Annotated in this window: 28 protein-coding genes; 23 read left to right on the top strand and 5 right to left on the bottom strand. The window is 45.9% G+C overall.

Going from position 1 to position 25,971, the window contains the following annotated elements; translation table 11 throughout:
• Nucleotides 1–5 precede the first annotated feature (5 nt).
• Nucleotides 6–635: a thiamine diphosphokinase gene (locus G343_RS0113500; protein ID WP_020008693.1), complete on the top strand. Its 630-nt coding sequence runs from the start codon at nucleotides 6–8 to the stop codon at nucleotides 633–635.
• 21 nt (nucleotides 636–656) lie between these two features.
• Nucleotides 657–1,358 carry a DUF554 domain-containing protein gene (locus G343_RS0113495; RefSeq protein ID WP_020008692.1) on the top strand — a complete coding sequence of 234 codons (702 nt, stop codon included), beginning with the start codon at nucleotides 657–659 and terminating at the stop codon, nucleotides 1,356–1,358.
• Nucleotides 1,359–1,413: 55 nt separating this feature from the next.
• On the opposite strand, the gene rpmB is transcribed toward G343_RS0113495, so the two are convergent.
• The gene (rpmB, locus tag G343_RS0113490) at nucleotides 1,414–1,602 is read right to left on the bottom strand and encodes a 50S ribosomal protein L28 (protein ID WP_020008691.1); all 189 of its coding nucleotides are present in this window, start codon (nucleotides 1,600–1,602) and stop codon (nucleotides 1,414–1,416) included.
• 132 nt (nucleotides 1,603–1,734) lie between these two features.
• Nucleotides 1,735–2,160: a hypothetical protein gene (locus G343_RS0113485; protein WP_020008690.1), complete on the bottom strand. Its 426-nt coding sequence runs from the start codon at nucleotides 2,158–2,160 to the stop codon at nucleotides 1,735–1,737.
• Between the two features lie 327 nt (nucleotides 2,161–2,487).
• Between G343_RS0113485 and G343_RS0113480 the strand changes: the two genes are divergently transcribed.
• The 21 genes from G343_RS0113480 (at nucleotide 2,488) to rplS (ending at nucleotide 21,935) form a co-directional block, all read left to right on the top strand.
• Entirely contained in the window at nucleotides 2,488–2,856 is a 369-nt protein-coding gene (locus tag G343_RS0113480) for an Asp23/Gls24 family envelope stress response protein (protein ID WP_020008689.1), read from the top strand.
• Nucleotides 2,857–2,878: 22 nt separating this feature from the next.
• Nucleotides 2,879–4,522 (top strand): DAK2 domain-containing protein, encoded by a 1,644-nt coding sequence (locus G343_RS0113475; protein WP_020008688.1) that lies wholly within the window; start codon nucleotides 2,879–2,881, stop codon nucleotides 4,520–4,522.
• A 66-nt stretch (nucleotides 4,523–4,588) separates the two neighbouring features.
• Complete coding sequence (gene sdaAB, locus G343_RS0113470; protein ID WP_020008687.1) at nucleotides 4,589–5,254, top strand: L-serine ammonia-lyase, iron-sulfur-dependent subunit beta; 666 nt, start codon at nucleotides 4,589–4,591, stop codon at nucleotides 5,252–5,254.
• Between the two features lie 11 nt (nucleotides 5,255–5,265).
• A complete protein-coding gene (gene sdaAA, locus G343_RS0113465) occupies nucleotides 5,266–6,138 on the top strand; it encodes an L-serine ammonia-lyase, iron-sulfur-dependent, subunit alpha (RefSeq protein ID WP_020008686.1) in 873 nt (290 codons plus the stop codon).
• Nucleotides 6,138–8,093, top strand: a complete 1,956-nt coding sequence (gene recG / locus G343_RS14725; RefSeq protein WP_020008685.1) for an ATP-dependent DNA helicase RecG — start codon at nucleotides 6,138–6,140, stop codon at nucleotides 8,091–8,093. The genes sdaAA and recG overlap by 1 nt, the downstream gene beginning before the upstream one ends.
• 19 nt (nucleotides 8,094–8,112) lie before the next feature.
• Nucleotides 8,113–8,802: a sortase gene (locus G343_RS0113455; protein WP_020008684.1), complete on the top strand. Its 690-nt coding sequence runs from the start codon at nucleotides 8,113–8,115 to the stop codon at nucleotides 8,800–8,802.
• Nucleotides 8,803–8,931: 129 nt separating this feature from the next.
• Complete coding sequence (gene fapR / locus G343_RS0113450; protein ID WP_020008683.1) at nucleotides 8,932–9,513, top strand: transcription factor FapR; 582 nt, start codon at nucleotides 8,932–8,934, stop codon at nucleotides 9,511–9,513.
• A complete protein-coding gene (gene plsX / locus G343_RS0113445) occupies nucleotides 9,506–10,486 on the top strand; it encodes a phosphate acyltransferase PlsX (protein WP_026366410.1) in 981 nt (326 codons plus the stop codon). Before fapR ends, plsX begins: the two co-directional genes overlap by 8 nt.
• Nucleotides 10,483–11,388, top strand: coding sequence for an ACP S-malonyltransferase (fabD, locus tag G343_RS0113440; protein WP_020008681.1), 906 nt, complete (start codon nucleotides 10,483–10,485; stop codon nucleotides 11,386–11,388). Before plsX ends, fabD begins: the two co-directional genes overlap by 4 nt.
• Nucleotides 11,381–12,115: a 3-oxoacyl-[acyl-carrier-protein] reductase gene (fabG, locus tag G343_RS0113435; RefSeq protein WP_020008680.1), complete on the top strand. Its 735-nt coding sequence runs from the start codon at nucleotides 11,381–11,383 to the stop codon at nucleotides 12,113–12,115. Before fabD ends, fabG begins: the two co-directional genes overlap by 8 nt.
• A 34-nt stretch (nucleotides 12,116–12,149) precedes the next feature.
• On the top strand, nucleotides 12,150–12,386 hold the full coding sequence (locus G343_RS0113430) for an acyl carrier protein (protein ID WP_020008679.1): 237 nt from the start codon (nucleotides 12,150–12,152) through the stop codon (nucleotides 12,384–12,386).
• A 99-nt stretch (nucleotides 12,387–12,485) separates the two neighbouring features.
• Nucleotides 12,486–13,253 carry a ribonuclease III gene (gene rnc / locus G343_RS0113425; protein WP_020008678.1) on the top strand — a complete coding sequence of 256 codons (768 nt, stop codon included), beginning with the start codon at nucleotides 12,486–12,488 and terminating at the stop codon, nucleotides 13,251–13,253.
• The gene (smc, locus tag G343_RS0113420) at nucleotides 13,253–16,807 is read left to right on the top strand and encodes a chromosome segregation protein SMC (protein WP_020008677.1); all 3,555 of its coding nucleotides are present in this window, start codon (nucleotides 13,253–13,255) and stop codon (nucleotides 16,805–16,807) included. Before rnc ends, smc begins: the two co-directional genes overlap by 1 nt.
• Complete coding sequence (gene ftsY, locus G343_RS0113415) at nucleotides 16,804–17,928, top strand: signal recognition particle-docking protein FtsY (protein WP_020008676.1); 1,125 nt, start codon at nucleotides 16,804–16,806, stop codon at nucleotides 17,926–17,928. The genes smc and ftsY overlap by 4 nt, the downstream gene beginning before the upstream one ends.
• Nucleotides 17,925–18,263 (top strand): putative DNA-binding protein, encoded by a 339-nt coding sequence (locus G343_RS0113410; protein WP_026366408.1) that lies wholly within the window; start codon nucleotides 17,925–17,927, stop codon nucleotides 18,261–18,263. The genes ftsY and G343_RS0113410 overlap by 4 nt, the downstream gene beginning before the upstream one ends.
• Before the next feature lie 11 nt (nucleotides 18,264–18,274).
• Nucleotides 18,275–19,621, top strand: coding sequence for a signal recognition particle protein (gene ffh, locus G343_RS0113405; RefSeq protein ID WP_020008674.1), 1,347 nt, complete (start codon nucleotides 18,275–18,277; stop codon nucleotides 19,619–19,621).
• Nucleotides 19,622–19,720: 99 nt separating this feature from the next.
• Entirely contained in the window at nucleotides 19,721–19,996 is a 276-nt protein-coding gene (rpsP, locus tag G343_RS0113400; RefSeq protein ID WP_020008673.1) for a 30S ribosomal protein S16, read from the top strand.
• Between the two features lie 6 nt (nucleotides 19,997–20,002).
• Nucleotides 20,003–20,230 (top strand): KH domain-containing protein, encoded by a 228-nt coding sequence (locus tag G343_RS0113395; RefSeq protein WP_020008672.1) that lies wholly within the window; start codon nucleotides 20,003–20,005, stop codon nucleotides 20,228–20,230.
• Between the two features lie 60 nt (nucleotides 20,231–20,290).
• The gene (rimM, locus tag G343_RS0113390) at nucleotides 20,291–20,785 is read left to right on the top strand and encodes a ribosome maturation factor RimM (protein WP_020008671.1); all 495 of its coding nucleotides are present in this window, start codon (nucleotides 20,291–20,293) and stop codon (nucleotides 20,783–20,785) included.
• Nucleotides 20,782–21,456, top strand: a complete 675-nt coding sequence (gene trmD / locus G343_RS14720) for a tRNA (guanosine(37)-N1)-methyltransferase TrmD (protein WP_020008670.1) — start codon at nucleotides 20,782–20,784, stop codon at nucleotides 21,454–21,456. Before rimM ends, trmD begins: the two co-directional genes overlap by 4 nt.
• A gap of 131 nt (nucleotides 21,457–21,587) precedes the next feature.
• Nucleotides 21,588–21,935 (top strand): 50S ribosomal protein L19, encoded by a 348-nt coding sequence (gene rplS, locus G343_RS0113380; protein ID WP_020008669.1) that lies wholly within the window; start codon nucleotides 21,588–21,590, stop codon nucleotides 21,933–21,935.
• 53 nt (nucleotides 21,936–21,988) lie between these two features.
• Here rplS and G343_RS0113375 read toward each other — a convergent pair whose 3' ends face one another.
• From G343_RS0113375 to G343_RS0113365, 3 genes are read right to left on the bottom strand one after another with little or no spacing between them, the layout of a single operon-like run.
• Complete coding sequence (locus G343_RS0113375) at nucleotides 21,989–24,616, bottom strand: YfhO family protein (RefSeq protein WP_020008668.1); 2,628 nt, start codon at nucleotides 24,614–24,616, stop codon at nucleotides 21,989–21,991.
• Between the two features lies 1 nt (nucleotide 24,617).
• Entirely contained in the window at nucleotides 24,618–25,007 is a 390-nt protein-coding gene (locus G343_RS0113370; protein WP_020008667.1) for a GtrA family protein, read from the bottom strand.
• Nucleotides 25,004–25,942, bottom strand: coding sequence for a glycosyltransferase family 2 protein (locus tag G343_RS0113365; RefSeq protein ID WP_020008666.1), 939 nt, complete (start codon nucleotides 25,940–25,942; stop codon nucleotides 25,004–25,006). Before G343_RS0113365 ends, G343_RS0113370 begins: the two co-directional genes overlap by 4 nt.
• Nucleotides 25,943–25,971 lie beyond the last annotated feature (29 nt).

Raw genomic sequence — 25,971 nt, 5'->3', positions numbered from 1 at the left:
AGATCATGCATATCAATGTCCTGGTCAGGGAGATGCCTGAGAAACTTGAGCCGGTATTCAGGGAAACTGAAAACGAACGGTGGGCAGGTGTCGATCATGGTGTTTTTTTGCTTTTAAAAGCAGGGATTACCCCTGCGTATACATTCGGAGATTTTGATTCGATTACCGAATTTGAAAGAAGGTATATTAAGGAGCAGCTGGACATCAATCCAGTACCTAAGGAAAAGGATGATACGGATCTCGCCCTCTGTCTCACCGACCTGGTTGCCAAAGGATATGATTCGATCCATGTGTATGGCGCGACCGGCGGCAGGATGGATCATACCCTTGCCAATGTTCATCTGTTGATGCATGAAGCGTTGAAAAAGGTGAAGATTAAAATACTGGATCATCAGAATGTTATTAGACTGCTGCCTTCGGGTAACCATACAGTATCCAGGCAGTCCGGTATGAAATATGTATCGTTCGTGCCGCTCAATGACCAGACTGAACTTTCCTTGGCCGGCTTTTTATATGATTTGGCCGATGAGCCCCTTGAGTTTGGTACTACCCTGACAATCAGCAACGAATTTATAGAAGATTCCGGTGAAGTTGCCACCAGCCATGATATTCTTATGATACAATCAAAAGACTAGCATACCAGAGGAGGTGGCCGGATGTTTTTATCGGGTGCAATAGCCAACGGCCTGGCCATAGTTGTCGGCGGGGCACTGGGCTTGATATTTACATTCATACCTGAACATATCAAGGATTCAATTATGAAAATCCAGGCACTGGTGATTATGACGCTGGGCATCCAGATGGTCGTGAGTGCAGACAATATCATCGTCACCCTGCTCAGTCTCATTATCGGTGTGGTCATTGGTGAAGTGATCAAGCTGGAAGAAATGCTCAACCGCCTCGGCCACTGGATGGAGTATAAGCTTGGCGATAGACATTCAGGCAATCTGTCCCAGGGGTTTGTTTCAGGCACCCTCGTGTTTATCGTCAGTGCAATGGCCATTGTCGGGGGATTGGATGCCGGACTGCAGGGTTCAAACGAAGTTCTATATACGAAAGCGACTATGGACTTTTTCATCGCGATTGTCATGACGACCACATACGGCCTCGGGGTGATCATCTCCGGCGTGCCGACATTCCTATATGAATCCGGCATCATTTTATCCGCACAGCAGATTGCATCGTTCATCCCTGAACGCGTACTTGACCAGATGATACATCAGGTCTCAGCGACCGGCGGTGTCATTCTGCTCGCAATTGCGATGAATATGCTGAACATCACCAGAATGAGAGTAGGGAATATGATACCGGCCATTTTCACAGGCATGTTCATCATTTATATAATGAATTTCTTCTAAAATCCGAAAGTATAAAAAATCCATTCGGCTTCAGCCGAATGGATTTTATAATGTGTTATACACGCTGTACTTTACCGGATTTAAGTGCACGGGCAGAAACCCAGACTTTTTTTGGTTTGCCGTCAACCATGATTTTTACCTTTTGAAGGTTGGCGCCGAACTTTCTTTTGTTGGCGTTCATCGCATGTGAACGGTTATTGCCGGATGCAGCTTTACGGCCGGTTACATAGCATATTTTTGACATATTTTCATCTCCTTTTATAAAGTTCCATAATGCTTAATAGTTTTTCTTAGCATACTCTAATATAATACACGATTTATTTTTATCTGTCTACCGGATTATATTGAGCGGACACTGAGCATGCCCGGAGTCTGGTCAATCGCCCGTATTTTCCCTGTAGAAAGTGCTGTTGAAGAATACTTCTGAAAAGTTGAAAGGATGGTCGATGCCATATTCCTCCCTGGAAAATTCTTTAGCTGCGCCCTTCTTGGCAAAAATGGTCCGTTCTATGAGCGTATCCGGATTGCGGTCGATCTCTGATGAAAACCGTTCCCAGATTGACTCTGCATCAAACGCTTCCGGGTCATACGGTATACCTCTGATATTATTCTTTTCTACATAGTAGACGGTAATCTCATCTGAATTCTTATCGAGCATGATGACTTTTGTAATATCGATGAACCCTGCGCCGAAGGATGTGAGGCTGACGCTGGTTTGGCCTGTTTCGAAAATGTTCAGATAATGCGTCTCTGTATCGAGAATTTCATGCTCTTCATATTCCTGTACATTGATGCCTTGCATTTAAGATCATCTCCTTTCGCCCTGGGCGGAATTGAGACGTGCCGTATAGACGGTCGCTCTTTTCTTATATTTTATCATATTGTCTCTCTTATTCATGAATTGTGCTTGATGCCACCCAGTCAGCCGGATGTTATTATTTCTTTACCACCGATCCTCCTGTTTTAAAATTGTTTTCAATAATCGTTCAGATAAACTATAATGATATGAGTATTATAAAAGCTGACAAATGATTTTTATTAATAAATATTATACATAACGTGAATATTTAACTTGTATTTATAGAGTATATCTGATTATAATGAAATGATATGTCAGGGAGGGGAAGTTATGACATTGGAAATAAAAAATGAATTCGGCAGCATTGATATCGCGATCGATGTGATTGCAAACATTGCAGGAAATGCTGTAGTGGAAAGTTACGGCGTTGTAGGTATGGCATCTAAACATCAGGTGCGTGACGGCTTTGCCGAACTGCTTGGCAAAGAGAACTATGCCCGTGGTGTCATTGTTGAAAATGACGATGGAAATTTGGATGTGGATCTGTACATTATCGTGGGCTACGGCATAAAAATTTCAGAAGTAGCCCAAAATGTCCAGACAACTGTTAAATATAAACTTGAAAGCACACTTGGACTAAATATTAATGCGGTTAATATTTATGTCCAAGGTGTGAGAATCATCAATTCAGCGGATTGAGCAGGGAGGATTTGCATTAGTAATGAATAAGATAGATGGCGAAATGTTTAAAAATATGATTCTGTGCGGTGCCGAAAATCTCCGGCAGCATGCCGAATATGTGGATTCATTAAATGTATTCCCTGTCCCTGATGGTGATACAGGTACCAATATGAACTTATCCATGACGTCGGGTGCCAGCGAAGTGGAAGATAAGAGCGATGACCATATCGGTACGGTTGGCAGACATTTTTCTAAAGGCCTCCTGATGGGCGCGCGGGGGAATTCAGGTGTCATATTGTCACAGCTGTTCAGAGGCTTTTCAAAAGCTGTCGAGGAGCGCGCGGAAATAGATGCTGCGGAATTTGCAGAAGCGATGAAAGCCGGTGTAAATACAGCATATAAAGCGGTTATGAAACCAGTGGAAGGCACCATTCTGACTGTCGCAAAAGATGCTTCAGCTAAAGCAGAGGAAGCCGCAGATACCGACGCTTCCCTTATTGGACTGATGGAAAGTGTGATCGAAGAAGCCAAAGCCTCGCTGTCGCGCACACCCGATCTGCTGCCAGTGCTCAAGGAAGTTGGTGTGGTCGACTCCGGCGGTCAGGGGCTGATTTATGTCTATGAAGGGTTTATCACAGCGCTTAAAGGTGAAACGCTTAAAACAGCAGAATCCGTCGATACTGAAAAATTTGTCAGCGATGAACACCACTTCGATGAATTTATGACAGTAGAAGATATTCAGTACGGTTTCTGTACCGAATTCATGGTCAGGTTTGAAGAAGGCAAAAAGGACTTTGATGAAGAGGTATTCAGGGAAGATATGAGCGGTTTTGGTGATTCACTGCTGGTCATTTCAGACGAAGAAATGGCCAAGGTGCATGTGCACACAGAGACGCCGGGCGAAGCAATGACCTACGGTGCAACATACGGTGAGCTCATCAGGATGAAGATAGAAAACATGCGTGAGCAGTTCAGGGAGATACAGGATAAGAATGATACCGGCCAAAAGCCAATGGAAAAGAAAACATATGATATGGCAGTGATCACGGTTTCTTCGGGTGCCGGTATCGATAAACTGTTTCAAAGCATTGGTGCGACACATGTCATCAACGGCGGTCAGACGATGAATCCTTCAACAGAAGATATACTTAGCATTATTGAAGGGGAGGATGTTAAAAATGTCATCATCCTCCCTAACAATAAAAATATTATAATGGCAGCAGAGCAGGCTGAAAAGATGCTTGATATCCCTGCGGCCGTCGTGCCGACACAGTCGATACCAGAAGGCCTCTCCGCACTGCTGGCTTTTTCTCCGGATGCAGCACTGGGAGAGAATCAGGAGTCAATGTCCGAAGCGCTCGAATATGTAAAAACCGGTCAGGTGACTTATGCCATCAGAGATACGACGATTGACGGCATGGAGATCAAAAAAGACCAGTATATGGGAATTGACGGCGGTAACATTACAGCGGCAGACGACTCCCGTGAAACAGTTCTAGGCGCCCTGCTCGAATCTATGCTTGATGAAGATTCCGAAATCGTGACTGTGCTTATCGGTGATGAGGGCAGCCATGAGGAAGTGGAGCGTATTGTTGGCGCTGTAGAAAAAGAGTATGATGAAGTAGAATTTGAAATACACGATGGTGGGCAGCCTGTGTATAGTTATCTGCTATCTGTAGAGTAGGCATATATAACCACATCGATATCCATCGGTGTGGTTTTATTATCATCAGTCGAGGAGGGTAATTTTATGAAATATAAAAGTGTATTTGATATCATCGGACCGGTGATGGTGGGGCCTTCGTCTTCCCACACTGCCGGCGCAGCGAGAATTGGTCTTTTAGCCCGCAGTCTGTTCGGCGGTCAGCCTGCACATGCGGATATTTATCTGTATGGTTCTTTTAAAGACACCTATAGGGGACATGGCACAGACATCGCGTTAATCGCCGGTCTGCTTGGTTACGATACGGATGATGACCGCATAATGACAGCTGAAGACGAGGCAAAGAAAGCTGGTTTGCAGTTCCAGTTCATTGAGATGGAAGCGGAACGGTCCCACCCCAATACGGCACTTCTCCACTTGGTAAAAGGGGAGGAGCAGCTGACGATTGAAGGTATATCCATCGGCGGCGGCAAAATTGAACTGGTCAGTGTGAATGATTACCAGATCAATATCTCCGGGAATTATCCCGCATTGCTGGTTTTTCATAGAGATACGTTCGGAACTATCGCCCGCGTCACCACTATTCTGGGAGACAATGAAATCAACGTCAGCCAGATGAATGTGTCCCGCAAGGAAAAAGGGGATGTCGCCCTGATGACCATCGAACTGGACGAAACCATTGATCGGCGTACAGTACAGGAAGTGCGCGAAGCGGATGGTGTAAACAGAGTTATAGAAATGAAAGAAAGCTAGGAGGAGATCGAATGTTCAACAGTATTTCCCAATTAATAGAAAAAGCGGAGCAGGAACAGAAGTCCATTGCGGACGTGATGATCACCCAGGAAATGGAAGTAACCGGCAGATCTTACGATGAAGTTTACAGAGATATGGAAAAAAACCTGGCAACCATGGAATCTGCTGTGGATGAAGGCATAGCCGGTGTAACCAGCACGACAGGCCTGACCGGCATGGATGCTGTAAAAATGCAAAAGTATATCGACAGCGGCAAAGGATTAAGCGGTGACCTGACGCTTTATGCAATTGCACATGCCGTCAGTACGAATGAAGTGAATGCTGCCATGGGCAAAATCTGTGCGACACCTACCGCCGGTTCAGCAGGGGTGGTGCCGGGAGTCCTATTTGCGATGAAACGAAAACATGACGTCAAAAGAGAAGATATGGTCAGGTTTCTATTCACCTCAGGCGCTTTCGGTTTTGTCGTGGCAAATAATGCCAGTATCTCGGGTGCAGCAGGCGGCTGCCAGGCTGAAATCGGCAGTGCGAGTGCCATGGCAGCAGCAGCGCTGGTTGAAATGGCCGGTGGCACGCCGCGTGAAAGCGGCCACGGTTTTGCTATTGCACTGAAAAACATGCTTGGATTGGTCTGTGACCCGGTGGCCGGACTGGTTGAAGTCCCGTGTGTGAAAAGAAATGCTGCGGGGGCGAGCAATTCATTGACAGCAACTGACATGGCGCTGGCCGGCATTGAATCCAGAATACCGGCGGATGAAGTGTTGGAAGCCATGTACAAGATTGGTTTGACAATGCCATCCGCCCTACGTGAAACAGGGCGCGGCGGACTTGCCGCGACACCTACAGGCGAACGCCTGAAACAAGAGCTGTTCGGTGAACAATAATGGCTGTGATGTATGAAGCGATCATCCCGGCCAAGCCGATTGAGACGCTGAAAGGCGTCGGTCCGAAAGTGGCGGAGAAGCTGAAGTCCATCGGCATTGACAATGTCAATGATATCATTTTCCATCTGCCGGACAGCTATGAGAACCTGAGTGTCATGAATCTGGCTGAGGCAGAAAATAATGATAAAGTGACTGTGTCTGGTACTGTCAGGACAGCGCCGGCACTTGCCTATTTCAGAGGCGGGAAAAATCGGCTCACCGTTTTTATGGAAATAGATGGTATGCATGTCAAAGTCATCTTCTTTAATCAGCCCTATCTGAAGGACAAGCTGCCAGTGGGTTCAACAGTCAGGCTTTCCGGTAAGTTTCACAGACATAAACTGGAGATAAACGGACAGCGTCTGATTTATGAGTCTGCCGGCGGTTTTCGTCTGAAATATGCAATGGGCAGGGTGATGCATTCGAAAACATTCAACAAAATTGTCGCTGAAGTATTCAACACCTATTCATTCAACTATGATCTGCCGGAGGCAGTCCGGCATAAATATAAGCTGCTTTCCCTGAGGGAAGCAGTGCGTCTGATCCATTTCCCCGCCAGTCAGCATGACATAAATGAAGCGAGAAGGACGATAAAGTTCTATGAGCTTTACACTTTCCAGCTGCAGCTGCTTGAGCGACGCAACAAAGAACGTGTCAGAAACGAACGGTATGTCATCGATTATGATGCCGCCCGTTTGAAGTCTTTTATCTCTACACTCCCTTTCGAACTGACGGATGATCAGAAAAAAAGCGCCAACGAAATATGCAGGGATCTGAAGCAAAATGTATCGATGCATCGGCTGCTGCAGGGGGATGTCGGGAGTGGAAAGACAATCGTGGCAGGAATCGCCGCATTTTCAGTGAAAACAATCGGAGAGCAGACAGCGCTGATGGTTCCGACAGAAGTGCTGGCCAACCAGCATTATCAGTCGTTTACAGAAACATTCGGCGGTCTGTTGAATATCAGAAAACTTACAGGGAACACAACGAAGAAGCAGAAATTGGAAATCGCGGCATCGCTCGCAAATGGAGAAATCGATCTGATCATAGGAACACATGCATTGATTGAAGCAGATGTTCTGTTCGACAAGCTCTCCCTGATCATCACTGATGAACAGCACCGTTTTGGTGTTGGGCACCGCAGAAAATTAAATGATAAAGCCTATAGAAAGAATGTGCTTTATATGACAGCCACCCCGATTCCGAGAACGTTATCCATCACTACTTTCGGAGACATGGATGTATCCATCATCCGGGAGATGCCAAAAGGCAGGAAACCGGTACTGACTTATTGGAAGAAGGAAGATGAGGTAAATGAAGTGCTGGGGCAGGTGGCTGATGAAGTACAGCAAGGGCGCAGTTCATACATAGTTGCCCCATTAATAGAAGAGTCAGAGACGCTTGATCTGAAAAATGTCCAGGAGATCCATGGAATGTTCATCGACTATTTTGGGGAGGAGAAAGTGGAACTGGTCCACGGCCGCATGAAGCCATCTGAAAAAGAGGCAGGGATGGGCCGGTTCGAACGTCTGGAAAAACCGATCTTAGTATCGACGACAGTGATTGAAGTCGGTATCAATGTACCCAATGCCACTTTTATGGTAATATTTAACGCAGAAAGATTCGGTCTGTCCACTCTGCATCAGCTGCGCGGGCGTGTCGGCAGGAGCGGGCTGCAGAGTACCTGTATCCTGGTCAGTGATCCGAAAACCGACAATGCCAAACAAAGAATTGATATTATGACAAAAGTGACCGATGGCTTTGAACTCAGCGAACAAGATCTTGAAATGCGGGGGCCCGGTGATTACTTCGGCGTGAGACAGAGCGGACTGCCGCAATTTAAACTGGCGGATCTGAGCGAAGATTACAGAATGCTCGAACATGCGAGGATGAGTGCTTTCGAATTATCCAATTGAGAAATGGAGGGCATGAAAAATGAGAATGATTTTAAGGGCAGCGGGACTTCTGATGATTTTGTCGGCAGCTGTTCTGTTTTTCTGGCAGGATATTCGCGAGCATTTTACAGACAGAGTTAACACGAGGTTGATAGAAGCCTATCAGGATGGAGATACATCCGTGGATGTCAATCCGGTTGAAACAATGATTACGGGCATTGAACCGATGAATATCGGTACAGGCACAGCATCATCGGAAACCTCAGTGGAATCAACGAATAATGCTTCAGGGAGTGACAAAAGCAGCCCCCCTGATTTTGGCGGCGGAATGATCGGTGTATTGAATATCGATGCTGCGAATATCAACGAACCGTTGTTTTCGGGACCTGTTACAGAGGAGAAGCTGAAGAACGGGATCTCCCTCGTCAATGACGCTGACAATCTGGATATGCAGAATATCCCGATTGCCGGCCACAAAGTGGAAGGTGCGGGCATCCGATTCAATCATCTGGATCAGGCTGAAATTGGTGATCGGGTTGAAATGCAGACGAATGGCGGAACGAAAGTATATGAAATTTCAGACATCTTTGAAGTGAATCCGTCCCAGACCGAAGTCATGAACCAGAGTGAAGGGGACCCCCAGCAGCTGACACTGATCACGTGTGAAGATTATAATCCGGATACATTATTGTTTGAAAAACGCCTCATCGTACAAGCAACTATAGTATAAAATCCGCATTTCTGCTGCACTTTGAAAACAGAGTGCAGTTTTTTGTTTACGCTTTAATAATTTTATTTGAAATCGAAATAACAGTTATATATACTGATGCTAGTACCAACTACTAAATGAGGGTGTCCTATGGCTAGATATAAGAAAAAAGAACGCCAGGAACTGCTTGTTGAGAGCGTATCTTCAGACCCTTTTCTAACGGATGAACGGTTGTCGGAAATGTTTGCAGTAAGTATTCAGACGATCCGTCTGGACAGGCTCGAACTTAACATCCCGGAACTGCGGGAAAGGATCAAGCATGTTGCCCGTGAGGAAACGGAAAAGATCAGAAGTCTTTCTCTCCAGGAAGTCATCGGTGAAATTATTGATATCGAATTGAATAGTCATGCACTTTCATTATTTATAGTTGAAGAAGGTCATGTCTTCCAAAAGAACAGAATTGCTCGGGGGCATTATTTATTTGCACAGGCAAATTCTTTGTGTGTGGCCGTCATTGATGAACCGCTCGCATTGACAAAAGCTGCGGATATCGAATTCGTCAGACCGGCGAAACTTGGTGATAAGGTGGTTTCCAAAGCGTCTGTAGAGCAGATGGACGGCAATACTGCTGTGATTTCTATGGAATCCACCGTAGAGCAAAGGCTGGTCTTTAAAGGGGTGTTTGAAATGTATTACAGAGATGAAGATAATGAAGGTGAAAAAAATGGTTAAAATTGCTGTGGATCTAATGGGCGGGGACAATGCGCCAGAGGAGATTGAAACAGGTGTTTTAAAGGCTGTTGAAGAAGATGCATCACTGGAAGTGAAAGTGTTCGGGACTAAGGGTTCATATACAGGACAGCATCCTCGCATAGAATTCATTGAAGTCACAGAAAAGATCGAATCGGAGGATGATCCGGTACGGTCCGTCAGACGCAAAAAGGACAGTTCACTGGTGCGGACGGCTGAAGCGGTGAAGGACGGCGAAGCGGCAGCCTGTCTGTCTGCCGGCAATACCGGCGCGCTGATGAGTGCGGGGTTGTTTGTCGTCGGCCGGATCAAAGGCATAGAAAGACCAGCGATCGGCACACTTCTGCCTTCGGTCGACGGGGCGGGCATGATGCTCCTGGATATGGGGGCGAACGCAGACAACAAACCCGAACATCTGGCGCAGTTCGCCATGATGGCTGACATCTACATGCGCGATATTGACGGCCGTGACAACCCGTCGATCGGGCTGGTGAACAATGGCAGCGAGAAAAATAAGGGCAGTGAGCTGACGAAAGAAGCCTATCAGCTGTTAAATGAAAGCGGCATGAATTTTACAGGAAACTTCGAAACGAGGGATATCCTTTCAGGAAAAGTTGATGTCGCTGTTGCCGACGGGTTTACCGGCAACGTCATTTTAAAGACGATTGAGGGGACAGCTTCTGCATTGATGGGTGAAATCCAGGATGTCTTCCTTAAAAACACTAAGAATAAACTGGCGGCAATGGCGCTGAAAAATGACTTTAAATCCGTCAAAGATTTGCTGGATTACCGTCAGTACGGCGGTGCACCACTGCTTGGTCTTAACGGCAACGTGCTGAAAGCACACGGCTCAAGCGACTCCGTAGCGATGGTCTCCGCGCTGAGACAGGCTAAGCGGATGGCGGAATCAGATACAGTCAATAAAATCAAAGAAAGAATTGAGGAGAGCTCATGAAACGATTAATACTCTTCCCTGGCCAGGGCGCACAGTACAACGAAATGGCAAAAGATATTTATGAGGCTTCTTCAGAAGGGAAAACGGTGCTTGATGAAATATTCATGAATGTGGATTTTGACCTGAAGTCCATCATGTTTGAAGCGGACGAACGTTTAAATGACACACAGTATACCCAGCCCGCACTTTTTGCACACAGTTTAGCTGTTATTGCAGCCACAGGCATTGAAGGGGACATCGTTCTCGGACACAGCCTGGGAGAGCTGCCGGCACTGGTGCATGCTGGCGTGCTTGACATAAATGACGGCACCCGGATTGTCAGCAGGCGCGGGGAATTGATGGCTCAATCCACAGGCGGCGGTATGGCTGCGGTCATCGGCATGGAGTATTCAGAGCTGAAAGCATTGTGTGATTCCCTTTCAGGGAACGGTCTGGCTGTTCAGCCTGCAAATTTGAATACATCCGATCAGACAGTAGTGTCCGGCGATGCAGCATTGATGGACCAGTTTGCCGAAAAAGCCAAAGAAGCGGGCGCCAGGCGTGTGATGCCGCTTAACGTTTCCGGCGCATTCCACTCCCATCTGATGGAAGGCGCCAAAGCGGATTTTGCTCGTTTCATAGAAGGTATTGAATTCAAATCACCCAGGATTCCTGTCATTCAAAACGTTTCAGCCAAGCCCGAGACGGATCCTGATGTAATCAAATCGCAGCTTATTGAACAGATTACAAAGCCGGTGAGGTTTTTTGAATGTGTCCAGACAGCGGGTGAAATGGGGGCGGAAAACGCTGTAGAAGTCGGTCCGAAGAAAGTATTGTCGGGGCTGGTAAGGAAAATCGACCGCTCGATTGCAACATCAAACATCGACACTATGGAACAGGTAAAGGAGTTTAATGATGAGTAAAATTGCATTGGTAACGGGTGCTTCCAGAGGAATTGGCAGAGCGATTGCACTTTCACTTGGCAATGAGTACACTGTCATTGTGAACTATTCAGGCTCTAAAGATAAGGCGGAAGCGGTGGTACATGAAATCATCGATAATGGCGGACAGGCAGAAGCATATCAGTGCCATGTGCAAAATTTCGATGATGTTAAAGCAATGATCCGCCATATCACAGACACGCATGGGTCGATTGATCTGGTTGTCAATAACGCCGGTGTTAACAGGGACAACCTGCTGATGCGTATGAAAGAGTCCGAATGGGATCAGGTCATTGATGTGAATCTTAAGGGGACATTCAATGTCATACAGAATGTCACCCGCCCGATGATCAAGCAAAAGGGCGGCAGGATCATCAATATCTCCAGCATCGTCGGTTCATTGGGAAACGCTGGGCAGACCAATTATGTTGCTTCAAAAGCAGGGGTCGACGGCATTACCAAATCTGTTGCCAGAGAACTGGCACCGAAAGGGATTACTGTGAATGCAGTGGCACCGGGATTTATTAAAAGTGACATGACGGATGAACTGTCTGAGGACATTAAGGCTCAGATGCTTTCGCAGATTCCGCTTAACTTTTTCGGTGCGTCGAAGAATGTTTCGGAGACCGTGAAGTTTCTTGCTTCAGATGCCGCGGACTATATCACAGGCCAGACGATTCATGTCAATGGCGGTATGTACATGGGGTAAGACCTGTGATAATATTAAAAGGAGGTGAATTTGGATGGCAAATTTTGATAAAGTGAAAGACATCATCGTCGATAAATTGGGAATCGATGAAGAGAAAATAACTAAGGAAGCTTCATTTAAAGATGATCTCGGTGCTGACTCTCTGGATATCGCTGAACTTGTAATGGAACTGGAAGACGAGTTTGAAATGGAAATCCCGGATGAGGAAGCTGAAAAGATTAATACAGTAGGCGATGCGCTCGACTACATTGATAAATTGGAAGCGAAGTAATATTAAAATCCACTTTCCGGAGTGGATTTTATTTTTGTGACCAAACTTTTATTTACAGGGCCTATCCTATAAAATAAGGAAAGCAAGGAGGAATGCCGAATGGAAATCAGAGCGCTTGAAAAATATATTAACGATGATGCACATGCAAGGAAAGCGCTTCTCAATTTCAGGAAAGAATTTTTCAATTTTAAAGCCAGGACCGGTATCACCATCAATGAGGAGTCATTTTATATCCAGGCTTTTATGCACAGTTCGTTCATCAACGATCTTCAGCTTGATAAGATCCATAATAATGAAAGGCTCGAATTTCTAGGTGACGCAGTACTAGAATTGATGGTGTCAGACTATATCTTCAATCGGTTCAAAGAATTGCCTGAGGGGGATTTGACCAAACTCAGAGCAAACATTGTGTGTGAACCCTCACTTGTAGTATTTGCTTCCAAACTGAAAATGGAACCTCTGATTATGCTGGGGCGCGGGGAAGAAAAAACCGGCGGCAGACAGAGAGCTTCCATCATCTCGGATACCTTTGAAGCCTTTTTAGGCGCGCTTTATCTCGATATGGGCGCAGATGAAGTGCTGAAATTCCTCGAGCGATTTGTATTTCCCCATGTCAAAAATGAAAATTACAATGCAGTGGCCGATTACAAAACGCTGCTGCAGGAGCACATGCACCGCAGTTTTCAAAAAGGCGTCGAATACAAGCTGATAGAGGCGAGCGGCCCAAGTCATAACAAGAGATTTGTCACTGGTGTCTACCTGGAGAACACCCTTATCGGCCAGGGGGAGGGCCGGTCCAAAAAAGAGTCGGAACAGCATGCGGCCCAAGCGGCACTCGATAAATCTATGAGCGGGGAGAGCCACTGATGGTATATTTGAAAGCGATTGAAGCCCATGGCTTCAAATCATTTGCTGAGAAAGTGAATATAAAATTCGACGCCGGTGTGACGGCTGTGGTCGGTCCAAACGGCAGCGGCAAGAGCAATATCACAGATGCCATCCGCTGGGTGCTTGGCGAGCAGTCGGCGAGGAGTATCCGCGGGGTAAAGATGGAAGATGTCATCTTTAACGGCACTTCAGACAGAAAGGCGATGAACTATGCTTACGTGCGTCTCGTGCTGGATAATCAATCAGGCATGCTTGCTGTTGATGAAAGTACTGTTAATATTACACGCAAATTGTACAGGAATGGCGATAGTGAGTATTACATCAATGAGGACCGGTGCCGGCTGAAAGAAATCAATGAGCTGTTTTTGGACTCGGGCCTTGGTAAAAATGCCTACAATATCATTTCCCAGGGTGAGGTGGACGAAGTTTTAAAAGCCAGGCCGGAACACCGCAGAAGTATGATTGAAGAAACAGCCGGTGTGATGAAATACAAAGTCAGAAAAAACGAATCCGAAAAACGTCTGGAAGAGACGCGGTCAAATCTCAGCCGCGTGCATGATATCATTTCGGAACTTGACTCAAGAGTCGGCAGGCTCGAGCGCGAGAGTGCCAATGCCAAAGAATATCTGGCGTTAAAAGAAGAGATGGCCAAAAGCGATATCGAGGTCACCTTATACGATATCAATGAACTTTTAACCTCACTTGAAAATGAGGAATCAGGGTACAGGGATGTTGAGGCAGAGGTTGAAGCGCACAACAGCAATGTGGAAAATATGAATCGCCGGATATCAGATGTGAGCAAGCGTCGTGATGAATATGATCAGGAGAATCAGGCATTGAACAGCAGGCTTGTCGAGCTCTCAAAAAAGCTTGAAAGTACAAACGGCAGAATCGAACTGTACAAAGAGAGGAAAACCAATAAGGGGGAGTTTTCAAAAGAGCTTGAAGCAAGACTTGCCGAACAATCGCAGCGCAGGGATACTACTCTGGAACAGATCAATTCGGTAAAAAAGACCATTGGAGAGTTGAAAGGAACAGCTGAGACGCTCAAAGGCACGCTTAAAGATACTGAAATGCAGAAAGAATATCTTGCAGGAGACAAAGAAGGTGAAATCGAAAAACTGAAGGACAGCTATTATGATAAGATGGTTGAAAAAACCACACTTGAAAATGATCAGCGGCGGGAGGAGACAGAGAAATCCCGTAATCTGGGCAATGTCCGTCAAAAAGAGGAAAGATTGTCTTTACTTAAAACAGAATATGCCAATGAGGAACAGGAATTTGCCAGCTTCAATGATAAGATAGAGGCATCTGAAGCCGAACTGAAGCAGCAGAGGGAAAAGTACCGGGACAAAAAAGACGATTTGACAGCGCTCAACAGAAAGTATGATGAAGAACGGGAAAAACTCGGAAAAGCCACCCGGTACATCGAACAGCAGCAATCGAAGCTTGAAATGCTGAAGAATATGCAGAACGAATACCGGGGATATTATCCGGGCGTCCGTGCAGTATTAAAGAATAGGGATCAATTGAAGGGCATAAGGGGTTCGGTCGGAGAACTGATTGCCACTGATAAAGAATATATGACCGCGCTTGATACGGCACTCGGCGCACAGGCGCAAAACATCGTTATACAGGATGAACAAAGCGCCAAATCAGCAATCAGATTCCTGAAGGCGCAGAAGAACGGCTTTGCTACCTTTCTCCCGATGGATACCATCAGGCCCAGACATCTGTCAGGCGAAATCAGAAAACAGATTGAAAATTCCCGTATAGACGCACAGATCATGTCTGAAATATCATACGCTCCAAATGATATCATCGATGTTTTAAAGCATCTCCTCGGCACCACTGTTGTTGCTGAGAATATCGATGCAGCCGGAGCGCTGGCTGGGGAAATCAACCATCGGGCACGCATTGTCACAAAAGATGGCGAAACAATCATGCCGGGCGGTGCAATGAGCGGCGGGTCAAGGAACAATAAAGGTTCTGTCATTGAGAACCAGCGGGAAATGACTGAGACCGAAGAAAAATTAAAAGCGTATCAATCGACTGCTGCCAGCATGAAGGAAACGGTAAAAAAGCGGGGCGAAGAAGTGGCCGGGATGATGCAGGATTTGTCTGAGATTGAATCCGAAGTGGAAGGGCTGGCGGAGTCACATGAAAACCTGATTTCCCAAAAAGAACGCCTGGGCTATCAAATGGATGCTAAATCTGAAACGATGAAAGTGCTGGCGGATGAGCTGAAGCTGGCGGATGATCAGCCAGGGGCTGTGGATTATGACCGGCGGATTAAAGACGCAGCTGATGAGCTCGAAGTTCTGGATGAACGCATTCGGATGATGAGTGCTTCAGATAAGGATAAGAAGGCGGAGCTTGCCCAGTTGAACGATGAAGAGAATGCCATAGAACGGGAACTGGCTGCAGTAAAGGAACGCTCCGCACATAATGAAACAGAGCTGCAAAGACTTGAAGAAGCGCATGAAGAGATACTCGAAGCAATTGAAGAAACAAAAAACCAGCAGGCGATGGTTGCTGCGGATCTGAATAATCTGGATATTGATCAGCTGGAAAATGAGAAGGCGGAGCTGGCTGCTAAAGTTGAACATCTGTATGAAGATACGGAACTTGTATCCGACAAACAGAGTGAACTCAGGAGAGAATATAATTCATTGATCGAATCCCGCGATCAGAGTTCGAAAAAACTGGATGAACTACAGGAAACTTTACGCGGCTATACCGGCCGCAAAGAAAAATTGGATGTTAAAATAGAAACAAGGATAGAATATCTGTCCGAAACCTATAAAATCACTTATGAAAAAGCGAAAGAGACCTACACTGATCTTACAGATATCGATCAGAAGCGCAGGCAGATTTCCCTGAATAAGAAAAGCATCGAAGAGTTGGGACCGGTAAATATCGGAGCGATCGAAGAATTTGAACAGGTGAGTGAACGCTATGAATTCCTGAAATCACAGGAAAATGATTTAATGGAAGCCAGGGAGACACTGCTTGAAGTGATTGCAGAAATGGATGAGGAAGTTGCAGTCAGATTCAAAACGGCTTTTGAGAAGATCAATGCGCACTTCGCCAGTGTATTCAAGGAAATGTTCGGCGGCGGACAGGCAGAACTGCGCTTGACTGACGCGGATAATTATCTCGAGTCCGGCGTGGAAATATATGCTCAGCCGCCCGGGAAGAAGTTGTCTTCCCTGTCATTACTCTCCGGCGGAGAGCGTGCGCTGACAGCTATCAGTGTACTTTTCAGCATACTGAAAGTCCGGGTGAGCCCATTCATTATATTGGATGAAGTTGAAGCAGCACTGGATGAATCCAATGTCATCAGATATGCGGAATATCTGAAACAGCTGGCGAACGATACACAGTTCATTGTTATCACCCACAGGAAAGGGACCATGGAGCACAGTGACAGACTGTTTGGCGTCACAATGGCTGAACGTGGTGTCAGTCAGCTCATCAGTGTTGATCTGAAAAATTATGAAGAAAAGATTAGAGAGGAAGAGACAGTGTGAGCTTTCTAAAACGTCTAAAGGACAGGTTCCAGCCGAATAAGGAAAATAAACAGGAAAGAGCGGAACAAACGGTGGCAGAACAAGCGGAAGCGCTGGATGACGGTCTGATCAGTATTGATGAATTCGAGGAATGGGAACAGGAACGGATCGGTTATAAATTCAAAGCCGGACTTGAGAAAAGCCGTGAAAAGTTCCAGACTGAAATCAATGAACTGATGGCACGTTACCGTACGGTGGATGAAGACTTCTTTGAAGCTTTGGAAGAAGTGCTCATCGGCGCCGATGTGGGTTTCAACACAGTAATGGAATTGACCGATGAACTGCGTCATACAGCTAAAGTCAAAAATATTACCGAAACGAAGGATTTGAAAGAGACGATCGTTGAGAAGGTGGTCGAAATCTATGAACGCAACGACGATTTTCCTGAGACAATGAATATACAGGAAGATGGTCTGACGGTTATTCTTGTCGTTGGTGTAAACGGCGTCGGTAAAACGACAAGCATTGGCAAGCTTGCCCATAAGTACAAAACAGAAGGTAAAAATGTAATGCTGGCAGCCGGGGACACCTTCCGGGCCGGCGCAATCAACCAGCTCAGAGTGTGGGGGGAGCGTGTGGACGTGGATGTCATCAGCCAGTCAGAAGGCAGTGACCCGGCAGCAGTGATGTTCGATGCGATCAATGCAGCCAAAAAGCGCGGCACCGATGTATTAATCTGTGATACAGCCGGCCGTCTGCAGAACAAAGGGAATCTGATGAATGAACTTTCAAAAATGAAAAAAGTCATTCAGAGAACAGTGCCTGAAGCCCCGCATGAGTCGTTGCTTGTACTTGACGCGACCACTGGGCAGAATGCGCTCAATCAGGCTAAATCGTTTAAGGAGGTCACCGATGTTTCCGGTATTGTACTGGCTAAACTGGACGGTACGGCCAAAGGGGGCATCGTTCTGGCAATCAAGAATGAACTGGGCATCCCTGTCAAATTTGTCGGACTCGGGGAACAGCTGGATGACCTGCAGGAATTCAATGCAGAAAATTATGTTTACGGCCTTTTTGCTGATATGGTCTCTCACGCAGAAGAATTGGATGAAGATTCTAAAACTGCAGAGGATGATGCCTGATGGAACATGAATTAGAACGTACGATGCGTATGAATTACCTCTATGATTTTTATCATTCGCTGCTTACGGACAAGCAGAGAATCTATATAGAACTTTATTATCTGGAGGATTTTGCGTTCAGCGAAATTGCTGAGGAACTTGAAGTGACAAGACAGGCGGTATATGATAATCTAAAACGTTCCGGAGATCTGCTTGAACATTATGAGGGTAATTTAGGCATGTATCGTAATTTTATATACAGACAACAGCTGTACAACCAGCTTAAGAAAACCCTGGGAGAAGATATGGAGCCCGAAGTGGAAACCATCATCACCCAGCTTGAGGAATTAGATTAGGAGGAGCAAATATGGCTTTTGAAGGTTTAGGTGAACGTCTGCAGGCGACGATGAGTCGTATCAAGAGCAAGGGCAAAGTAACCGAAGCAGATATAAAAGTGATGATGCGGGAAGTCCGCCTGGCACTGCTCGAAGCGGATGTCAACTTCAAAGTGGTCAAACAATTCATCAACCAGGTAAAGGAGCGGGCGCTGGGTTCCGATGTAATGAAGTCATTAACACCCGGCCAGCAGGTTATAAAAATTGTGAAGGAAGAACTGACGGCGCTGATGGGCGGCGATAACCAGAAAATCAATCTGGCTCAAAAACCGCCGACAGTAATCATGATGGTCGGTCTGCAGGGCTCAGGTAAAACGACAACCGCCGGAAAACTGGCACTGCACTTGAGAAAGAACTTCAATAAGAAACCGCTTATGGTCGCTGGGGATATTTACCGTCCGGCAGCAATCGACCAGCTGGAGACTGTTGGCAAACAGATAGATGTACCTGTGTTCGCAATGGGAGATAAAGTGAAACCGCAGCAGATTGTCACAGAAGCAATGGATCATGCCAAAAATGAGCATCTTGATACAGTGATTATCGATACTGCAGGACGTTTGCATATTGATGAAGCACTAATGGATGAACTTAAAGATATTAAAGAAATTGCGCAGCCTGACGAAACCATGCTTGTCGTCGATTCGATGACAGGCCAGGATGCTGTCAATGTCGCTGAATCATTTAATGATCTGCTTGACATTACCGGTGTCACCCTCACAAAACTTGACGGCGACACCCGTGGCGGCGCTGCACTTTCCATCCGTTCGGTGACTGAAAAACCGATTAAATTTGCGGGTATGTCAGAAAAGATGGACGGTCTGGAAACTTTTCATCCGGAACGCATGGCTCAAAGGATCCTCGGCATGGGGGACATGATGTCAATCATTGAGAAAGCCGAGGAGACCGTGGATGAAGATGAACAGAAAGAACTGCAGCAGAAAATTAAAGATCAGAGCTTTACGCTCGATGATTTTCTTGACCAGATGGACCAGGTGAAAAATCTGGGTCCGCTTGATGAGCTCCTTAAGATGATGCCGGGGGCCAACAAGGTTAAAGGTCTCGACAAAATGCAAATGAGCGGCAATGAGATTGACCACGTCCAGGCGATCATTCGTTCGATGACCATGGATGAGCGTGAGAACCCGGCCAAACTCAATGCGAGCCGGAAAAAACGTATCGCAAAAGGTTCCGGACGCTCATTGCAGGAGGTTAACCGCCTGCTGAAGCAGTTTGATGAAATGAAGAAAATGATGAAACAGATGACCAGTAAAAAAGGGCGTAAAAAAAATCCATTTGGCGATATGGGACTGCCGTTCTAAAATTTCACCTCCTTGTAAAGATAAAACTCTTTACAAGGAGGTGTTTATCTGTTATCGTTGTAAAAGTGAAATTGAAAGCAGAAAGGAGTTCACATATACATGGCAGTTAGACTTAGATTGACACGTATGGGATCTAAAAAGAACCCTTATTACCGTATCGTAGTTGCAGATTCCCGCAGCCCGAGAGACGGCCGCATCATCGAACAGCTCGGTGCCTATAACCCGGTGTCCAAAGACGAAAACAATGTGACACTTGATGAAGATAAGGCGCTTGAATGGTTGCAGCATGGTGCGAAACCCAGTGATACGGTTCGTAATATCCTCAGCACCAGAGGCATTATGGAACGTTACCACAATGCAAAAATCGGGAAGTAAGCGCGTATGAAACAATTATTGCAAACCATTCTTGAACCAATGCTGGAATATCCCGGGGCACTCCATATCAAAAGCGAGGAAACGCAGCATAATGTTTCCTGCAGGATAGAAGTCCATGATGACGATGTTGGCCGTGTGATCGGCAAGGGCGGCCGTGTAATTAAAGCGGTGCGTACAATCGTCTCCAATGCGAACCATGGCAGTTCAAAGAAAGTGTTTGTCGATGTAGATTAGGCACACCGCAGGTGTGCCTTTTTTACATCAGCTGTTCAAATAATACTTGAGGGGTGACGCATGTTGATAACAGTCGGGCGTGTGGCCGGTTTTCACGGCGTACGCGGGGAGGTCAGAGTCCTCAGTGATTCAGACTTTACGTCTGAGCGGTTTGCCGCCGGTAATGAAATCACAATCAATGGTGAAACATGGATCATAGACAGCTATCGCACTCATAAGAATTTTCACCTCCTGAAGTTTTATGGCATCGATAACCTGAATCAGGTGGAGCATTTAAAAAATTCAGATGTCATGCAGGATATGAATGCTGTTGATATCGAACTTGAAGAGAATGAATTTCACTATTGGCAGATTATCGGGCTGAAAGTGAAACTCCAAGAGAATATGGAAACAATCGGTGAAGTCAGTGAAATATTCCAGACCGGTGCCAATGATGTCTGGGTGGTGCAGGGTGAGCGGGAACACCTGATTCCCTATATAGCAGAAGTGGTCAAGGCGGTTGACCTTGAATCCGGCAGTGTGATTATTGATCCGATGGAGGGGATGCTCGAATGAACATTCATTATCTGACTCTGTTCCCGGAGATGTATGAAGGGGTATTGAATGCTTCGATACTGAAACGGGCTCAGGAAAAGAATATTGTCGCCTACCATCTGGTTAACTTCAGGGATTATTCCTTGAGCAAACACAATAAAGTTGATGATTATCCATATGGCGGCGGTGCAGGTATGGTCTTGAAGCCTGAACCGGTATTCAATGCCATGGATGCCCTCGATTTAAAGAATCCAAGAGTGGTTCTCATGTCCCCCCAGGGCAGGCCGTTTGATCAGAAGATGGCTGAATCCCTGTCAAAGGCAGATGATATTGTCTTCATATGCGGTCATTATGAAGGCTATGATGAACGGATCCGGACATTGGCTACAGATGAAGTATCGATTGGAGATTATGTACTGACGGGCGGAGAACTCCCCAGCATGGCAATGACGGATGCCGTGGTCAGACTGATCCCCGGTGTGCTGAGCCGTGAGGAAAGCCACCAGAAAGATTCATTTTCCACGGGAGTGCTGGAACACCCGCATTATACCAGGCCAAGGGAATTTCGCGGCATGAAAGTGCCGGATGTGCTGTTAAACGGCAACCATAGACTGATAGAAGAGTGGCGCATGGAAGAAAGCTTCAAAAGAACCAGGGAACGGCGTCCGGATCTGCTGGATGATAGAAACTGATAAAAAACGATGGATGTGCCGTTGAAAAAGAAACCAATCTATGGTAATATTATACGAGTGTTTGAGTACACATATACACAACGATCCGCTGCTGCATCGGGCAAGATGGTTGGAAGAAGGAGAAGATAATTATGTCACAGCAATTAATTCATGAGCTCACCAAAGATCAGCTCAAAACGGATCTGCCGAATTTTAGACCGGGCGATACCGTAAAAGTACACGTACGTATTGTTGAAGGCAGCCGTGAACGTATCCAGGTCTTCGAGGGTGTTGTTATTAAACGCCGTGGCGGAGGCATTTCTGAAACATTCACAGTACGTAAAGTTTCTTATGGTGTAGGTGTTGAACGTACATTCCCTGTACATACACCTAAAATTGAGAAACTTGAAGTGACCCGCCGTGGTCGTGTGCGCCGTGCCAAATTGTATTATCTGCGTAACCTGCGTGGTAAAGCGGCACGTATCAAGGAACTTAGATAAAAATAAAAAAATTCCGTGTTCATTAAAAAATGGACACGGAATTTTTTTATGCCTTATGATTTAATCAGCCGCTTCAGCCCCCTTTTTATACCAAACAGATCAATATATATGATGGACAGGATGATTGATATCACCGTGATCATCAGAGTCAGCCAATAATAGGGCGGGGAATAGCTGATCTCAATACGGGTGTCATTCTCACCCACTTCAAACCCTGTCATCAGATAATTTGCCCGGAATGGTTCCAGATCGCCTGAGGCATTGCCTGTCACCTCTACCCCTTCTCTGTAGACGATTGGAATAGTCGCCAGTCCGCTCCGGGAGCCGTTCAGTGTGATTTCATATGAATTTGGATTTTCCTGAGTTTCATAGTCAACGTCCGGTTGTTCGCTGGCTGTTTCGAGCGTGCTGTAATCTTCGATGAAAATATTCTGGAGATCCATGTCATATGTGCCTGCGGATAACGTGATCGGTATCTCATTTTGCAGTTTGGCACGATAGAGCAGGTCATCGGCATATGTCCTGTATTTACTGTCCGCAAACAGTCGGTCGTTTGGATAGCCGTCGACAGTGATGGTAAAACGGGAGTGCGGTTCAATCAGCTGCAGGAACATCTGGATATAGACATCCGCGTCTTCAACCGGTCCGTTAATGATATCTTCAAAGTTCAGGATGAGACCGCCGCCGTCTTCATGGACTTCCAGGGTGTCTCCGTCATAAGTGGCGTTGACAGGCTTGATATTAACATCTTCCAGCCGGTTTTCCGGGGGATCGATGCGGCTGTCTGCCGGCCGTTCATCGGTGACGATACCGTTAAGCATCGCATGTTCTCGATGCAGCGGGTTATCCAGGTCCTCCGGGTCGTATACATTGTCACTGAATCTGATGAAGTTGAGCGGGGCCTGGTTTTCATATATTGTGTATGTCCCATCCGCATAAGCTGCTTCAAATTTCGTCGGCAGGCTGTGTGTGTTTCGGTCAGCACGCATCATATAATCCGTATTAAAAAGGGAGAACAGATTGCTGCGGTACTGGAATGATGAGTATCTGCTGATGGATTCATGTGTAAAGTTCACTTTTAAGTCGTTATAGTAGAAATCGATGATACTGCCGTTGATGATACTGGAATAGATACTCGTACCATTGAATCCCATATACATCGGTGTGTTGTCCTGGTCCCTGACTTTAAAATCAATTTTTTGTTCAGGTGTCTTCATCTGCTGGATCTGATCAATATTATAACGCTGTCTCTCGCTGGAGTAGTGGTTGCTGTTGATATAAAACAGATGATTCCTGTCAATAATGCCCGGATGGTAGATTTCTTCGTTGGTATGCGACGCGCTAACGATCAATGTAAAAAATATGATCAGCGCCGTTGCTGCACCAGTGAGCGCTTTCCTTTCCCCGCGGGACACAATGATGAAAAGGAGGACGGCATGTACGACCGGAATCAGCCATACCCATTCGACGATTTCCCCGGCCCACCACGCAGACAGCGGAATGATAATATATATCGGTATCAGGCTGAGCAGATATTCTTTCACCGACACTTCTCTGATATGTGACAGATACTGCGCAATCAATACGGCATGGAAGAACACCAGCATGTAGTGCCAGCGTTTCTGCGGCTGCTGGAAGCCGTTAAAGAATGTATCGATATACGGAGATAATGTAAATATCATAAAGACGATGGTTAGTATGGCAAACAGTTTATAGAAGTAGTAACGGTACAGTTTCTTTGTGAATAAAGCCTGGACGGCGATGAAAATAATGACAATCAAATAATTTTCATAAAAAATATTACTCTGGGCAGTGATATCGTCCAGAAAAGGAACTTCCACTTCATATTCTCGGTCATCATTATTCAAAAACCCTCTGACGGCATGAAGAAATGCGACCAGTGATATGCCAAATCCTAAAAGCCCGGAAGGTATGGCGCGCTTCAGCACTGATTGTCTGTTCAGGTCCCCTTTTCGTCTGAATATCAATCGGATTAAGAGATAGACCATTGAAATAATCAGCTGGAAATATGCAAAATAGAAATTGTTGATCAGTGTGATCGCTACTGCGAATATGAACAGCCCGGGTTTCCCCCGCCTGATAAGCACTTCAAGCGCCAGCAGTGTCAAGGGCAGCCATATGAATACATCACTGAAGAAAGACCAGAAAATCGTGAATCGGAAATAGGTCGGGGATGCGGCGAATATAAAGCCGCCGAGCACAGCATGGACCGGACGGACCCCGATATAGGTCAGAAATTTATAAGTGAAATATATGATTGCAAAAGTTTTAAGTATCGAGATAAAAAAACCGTTGTAAGCCCAGAATTCTATAGAACCGGTATCATACTGAAATAAAAATTCTCCGATCCTCACGAAGAATATATTGATATAATAGACGATATTTGTCGAATAATAGTAAGCGAGGTCGGTGTAAAAATCGCCGCCGAGTCCGAGAGCGGTATCGAAAAACAATGTGCCCTCCTTAAACTGCTCATAAAGATAGAGCTGCATCGGGAGCATCTGCTCCAAGCCGTCATTCGCTCCGGTCATAAAAACTTTCTGCTTTTCATCGTCAGGCGCGATGAGACGGTATAATACATATGCATGGGACAATACGGCGAGCGCCATGATTATAATCAAGTATTTGGCGCGCACCATTAATTTTCCTATACGCTTCATTTCACTGTACCTCTTTATCTGTTAGTACCCACCGTGTAATCGAATAAGTGACCGGCACTGTGACGAGCAGCACGGGAAGGGGTGAAAGGATTTCATTCCATCCGAAGATATCAACAAAAATATATAAAAGCAATGTCTGCAACCCCATATTGATCACCTGGGTGAGAGGGAATTTCAAAAATTTCGCCCAAGTGGGTTTCACGCCATATACAAAAAAGCAATTCAGGAAGAAAGAGATGATAAAGGCGGTGACAAAACCGAGTAAATGTGCAGCTATGTATGGGCAGCCTGCCCAGAAGAGCAGGGTGTAGATGACATAATAATTTATCGTATTTGACAGCCCGACCGCTATAAAACGGAAGAATTCATTGTTCAGTCTGCTTTTTCTCATCTAATCTTTTCCTCTTCCTGGGCCATTGAATCCGATTGTTCCCGGACGATATATTTTGGCCTGCTTTTCGTCTCGATGTAGATCCGCCCGACATATTCCCCGATGATACCGAGGGAAAAGAGCTGGATGCTGCCGAGCAGCAGAAGGCTTGCGATGATGGTGAAGTAGCCGGGCACGTCCACGCCATTGATCACGATATTAACCAGCATATAAGCGATATAGGCCAGCGAAATTAGCAGCACCATGAGCCCGAGATAGAAACATATCCTTAACGGCCGGTGGTTATAGGCGCTGATGCCGTCAATGGCATAATCCGCGAGCTTTAATGGATTGAAAGTGGATCGGCCGGAAGTTCTATGAATATGATCAAATTCAATCACTTTTTTATTGAATCCGACCCATTCGAAAATCCCTTTGGAAAACCGGTTGTTTTCACTGAGCAGCAGTATTGAGTCGATGACTTTTCTTGAAATCAGCCTGAAGTCGCCTTCTCCGTCCTCCAGATGCACTGTACTGGTATAGTTCATCAGTTTATAGAATATATTTGAAGGAATTCTGCGGCGCATGGGCTCGCCGTTCTTATTGCGTCTGGCGACCACCTGATCGTAGCCTGCCCTGTACTGGTCAATCATCTCTGTAATCAATGATGCAGGATGTTGCAGATCACCATCCATAATGATTGCCGCCTCCCCCCGGGCATGTTCAAGGCCGGCGACAATGGCAGCTTCTTTGCCAAAGTTTCTCGAAAAGGAAATGAAACGGCTATAATTATCATCGAGTTTTTTTATCGCATTCAGAGTGCCGTCCCGGGAGCCGTCATCTATGAATATTATTTCGTGATCCAGATTGATGACTGACATTACCTTTTTAACACTCTCATCGAGAATCGGTATATTTGACGCTTCGTTCAGGACAGGAACGATAATTGTAATCATGCAGCCGCCCTCCCTGTATTTTAATTGAT

It is taken from the genome of Salinicoccus albus DSM 19776 (assembly GCF_000385175.1).
In the GTDB taxonomy this organism is placed as follows: domain Bacteria; phylum Bacillota; class Bacilli; order Staphylococcales; family Salinicoccaceae; genus Salinicoccus; species Salinicoccus albus.
The sequence above is the reverse complement of the archived record's forward strand: the minus strand, read 5'-3'. Positions and strand labels throughout refer to the sequence as shown.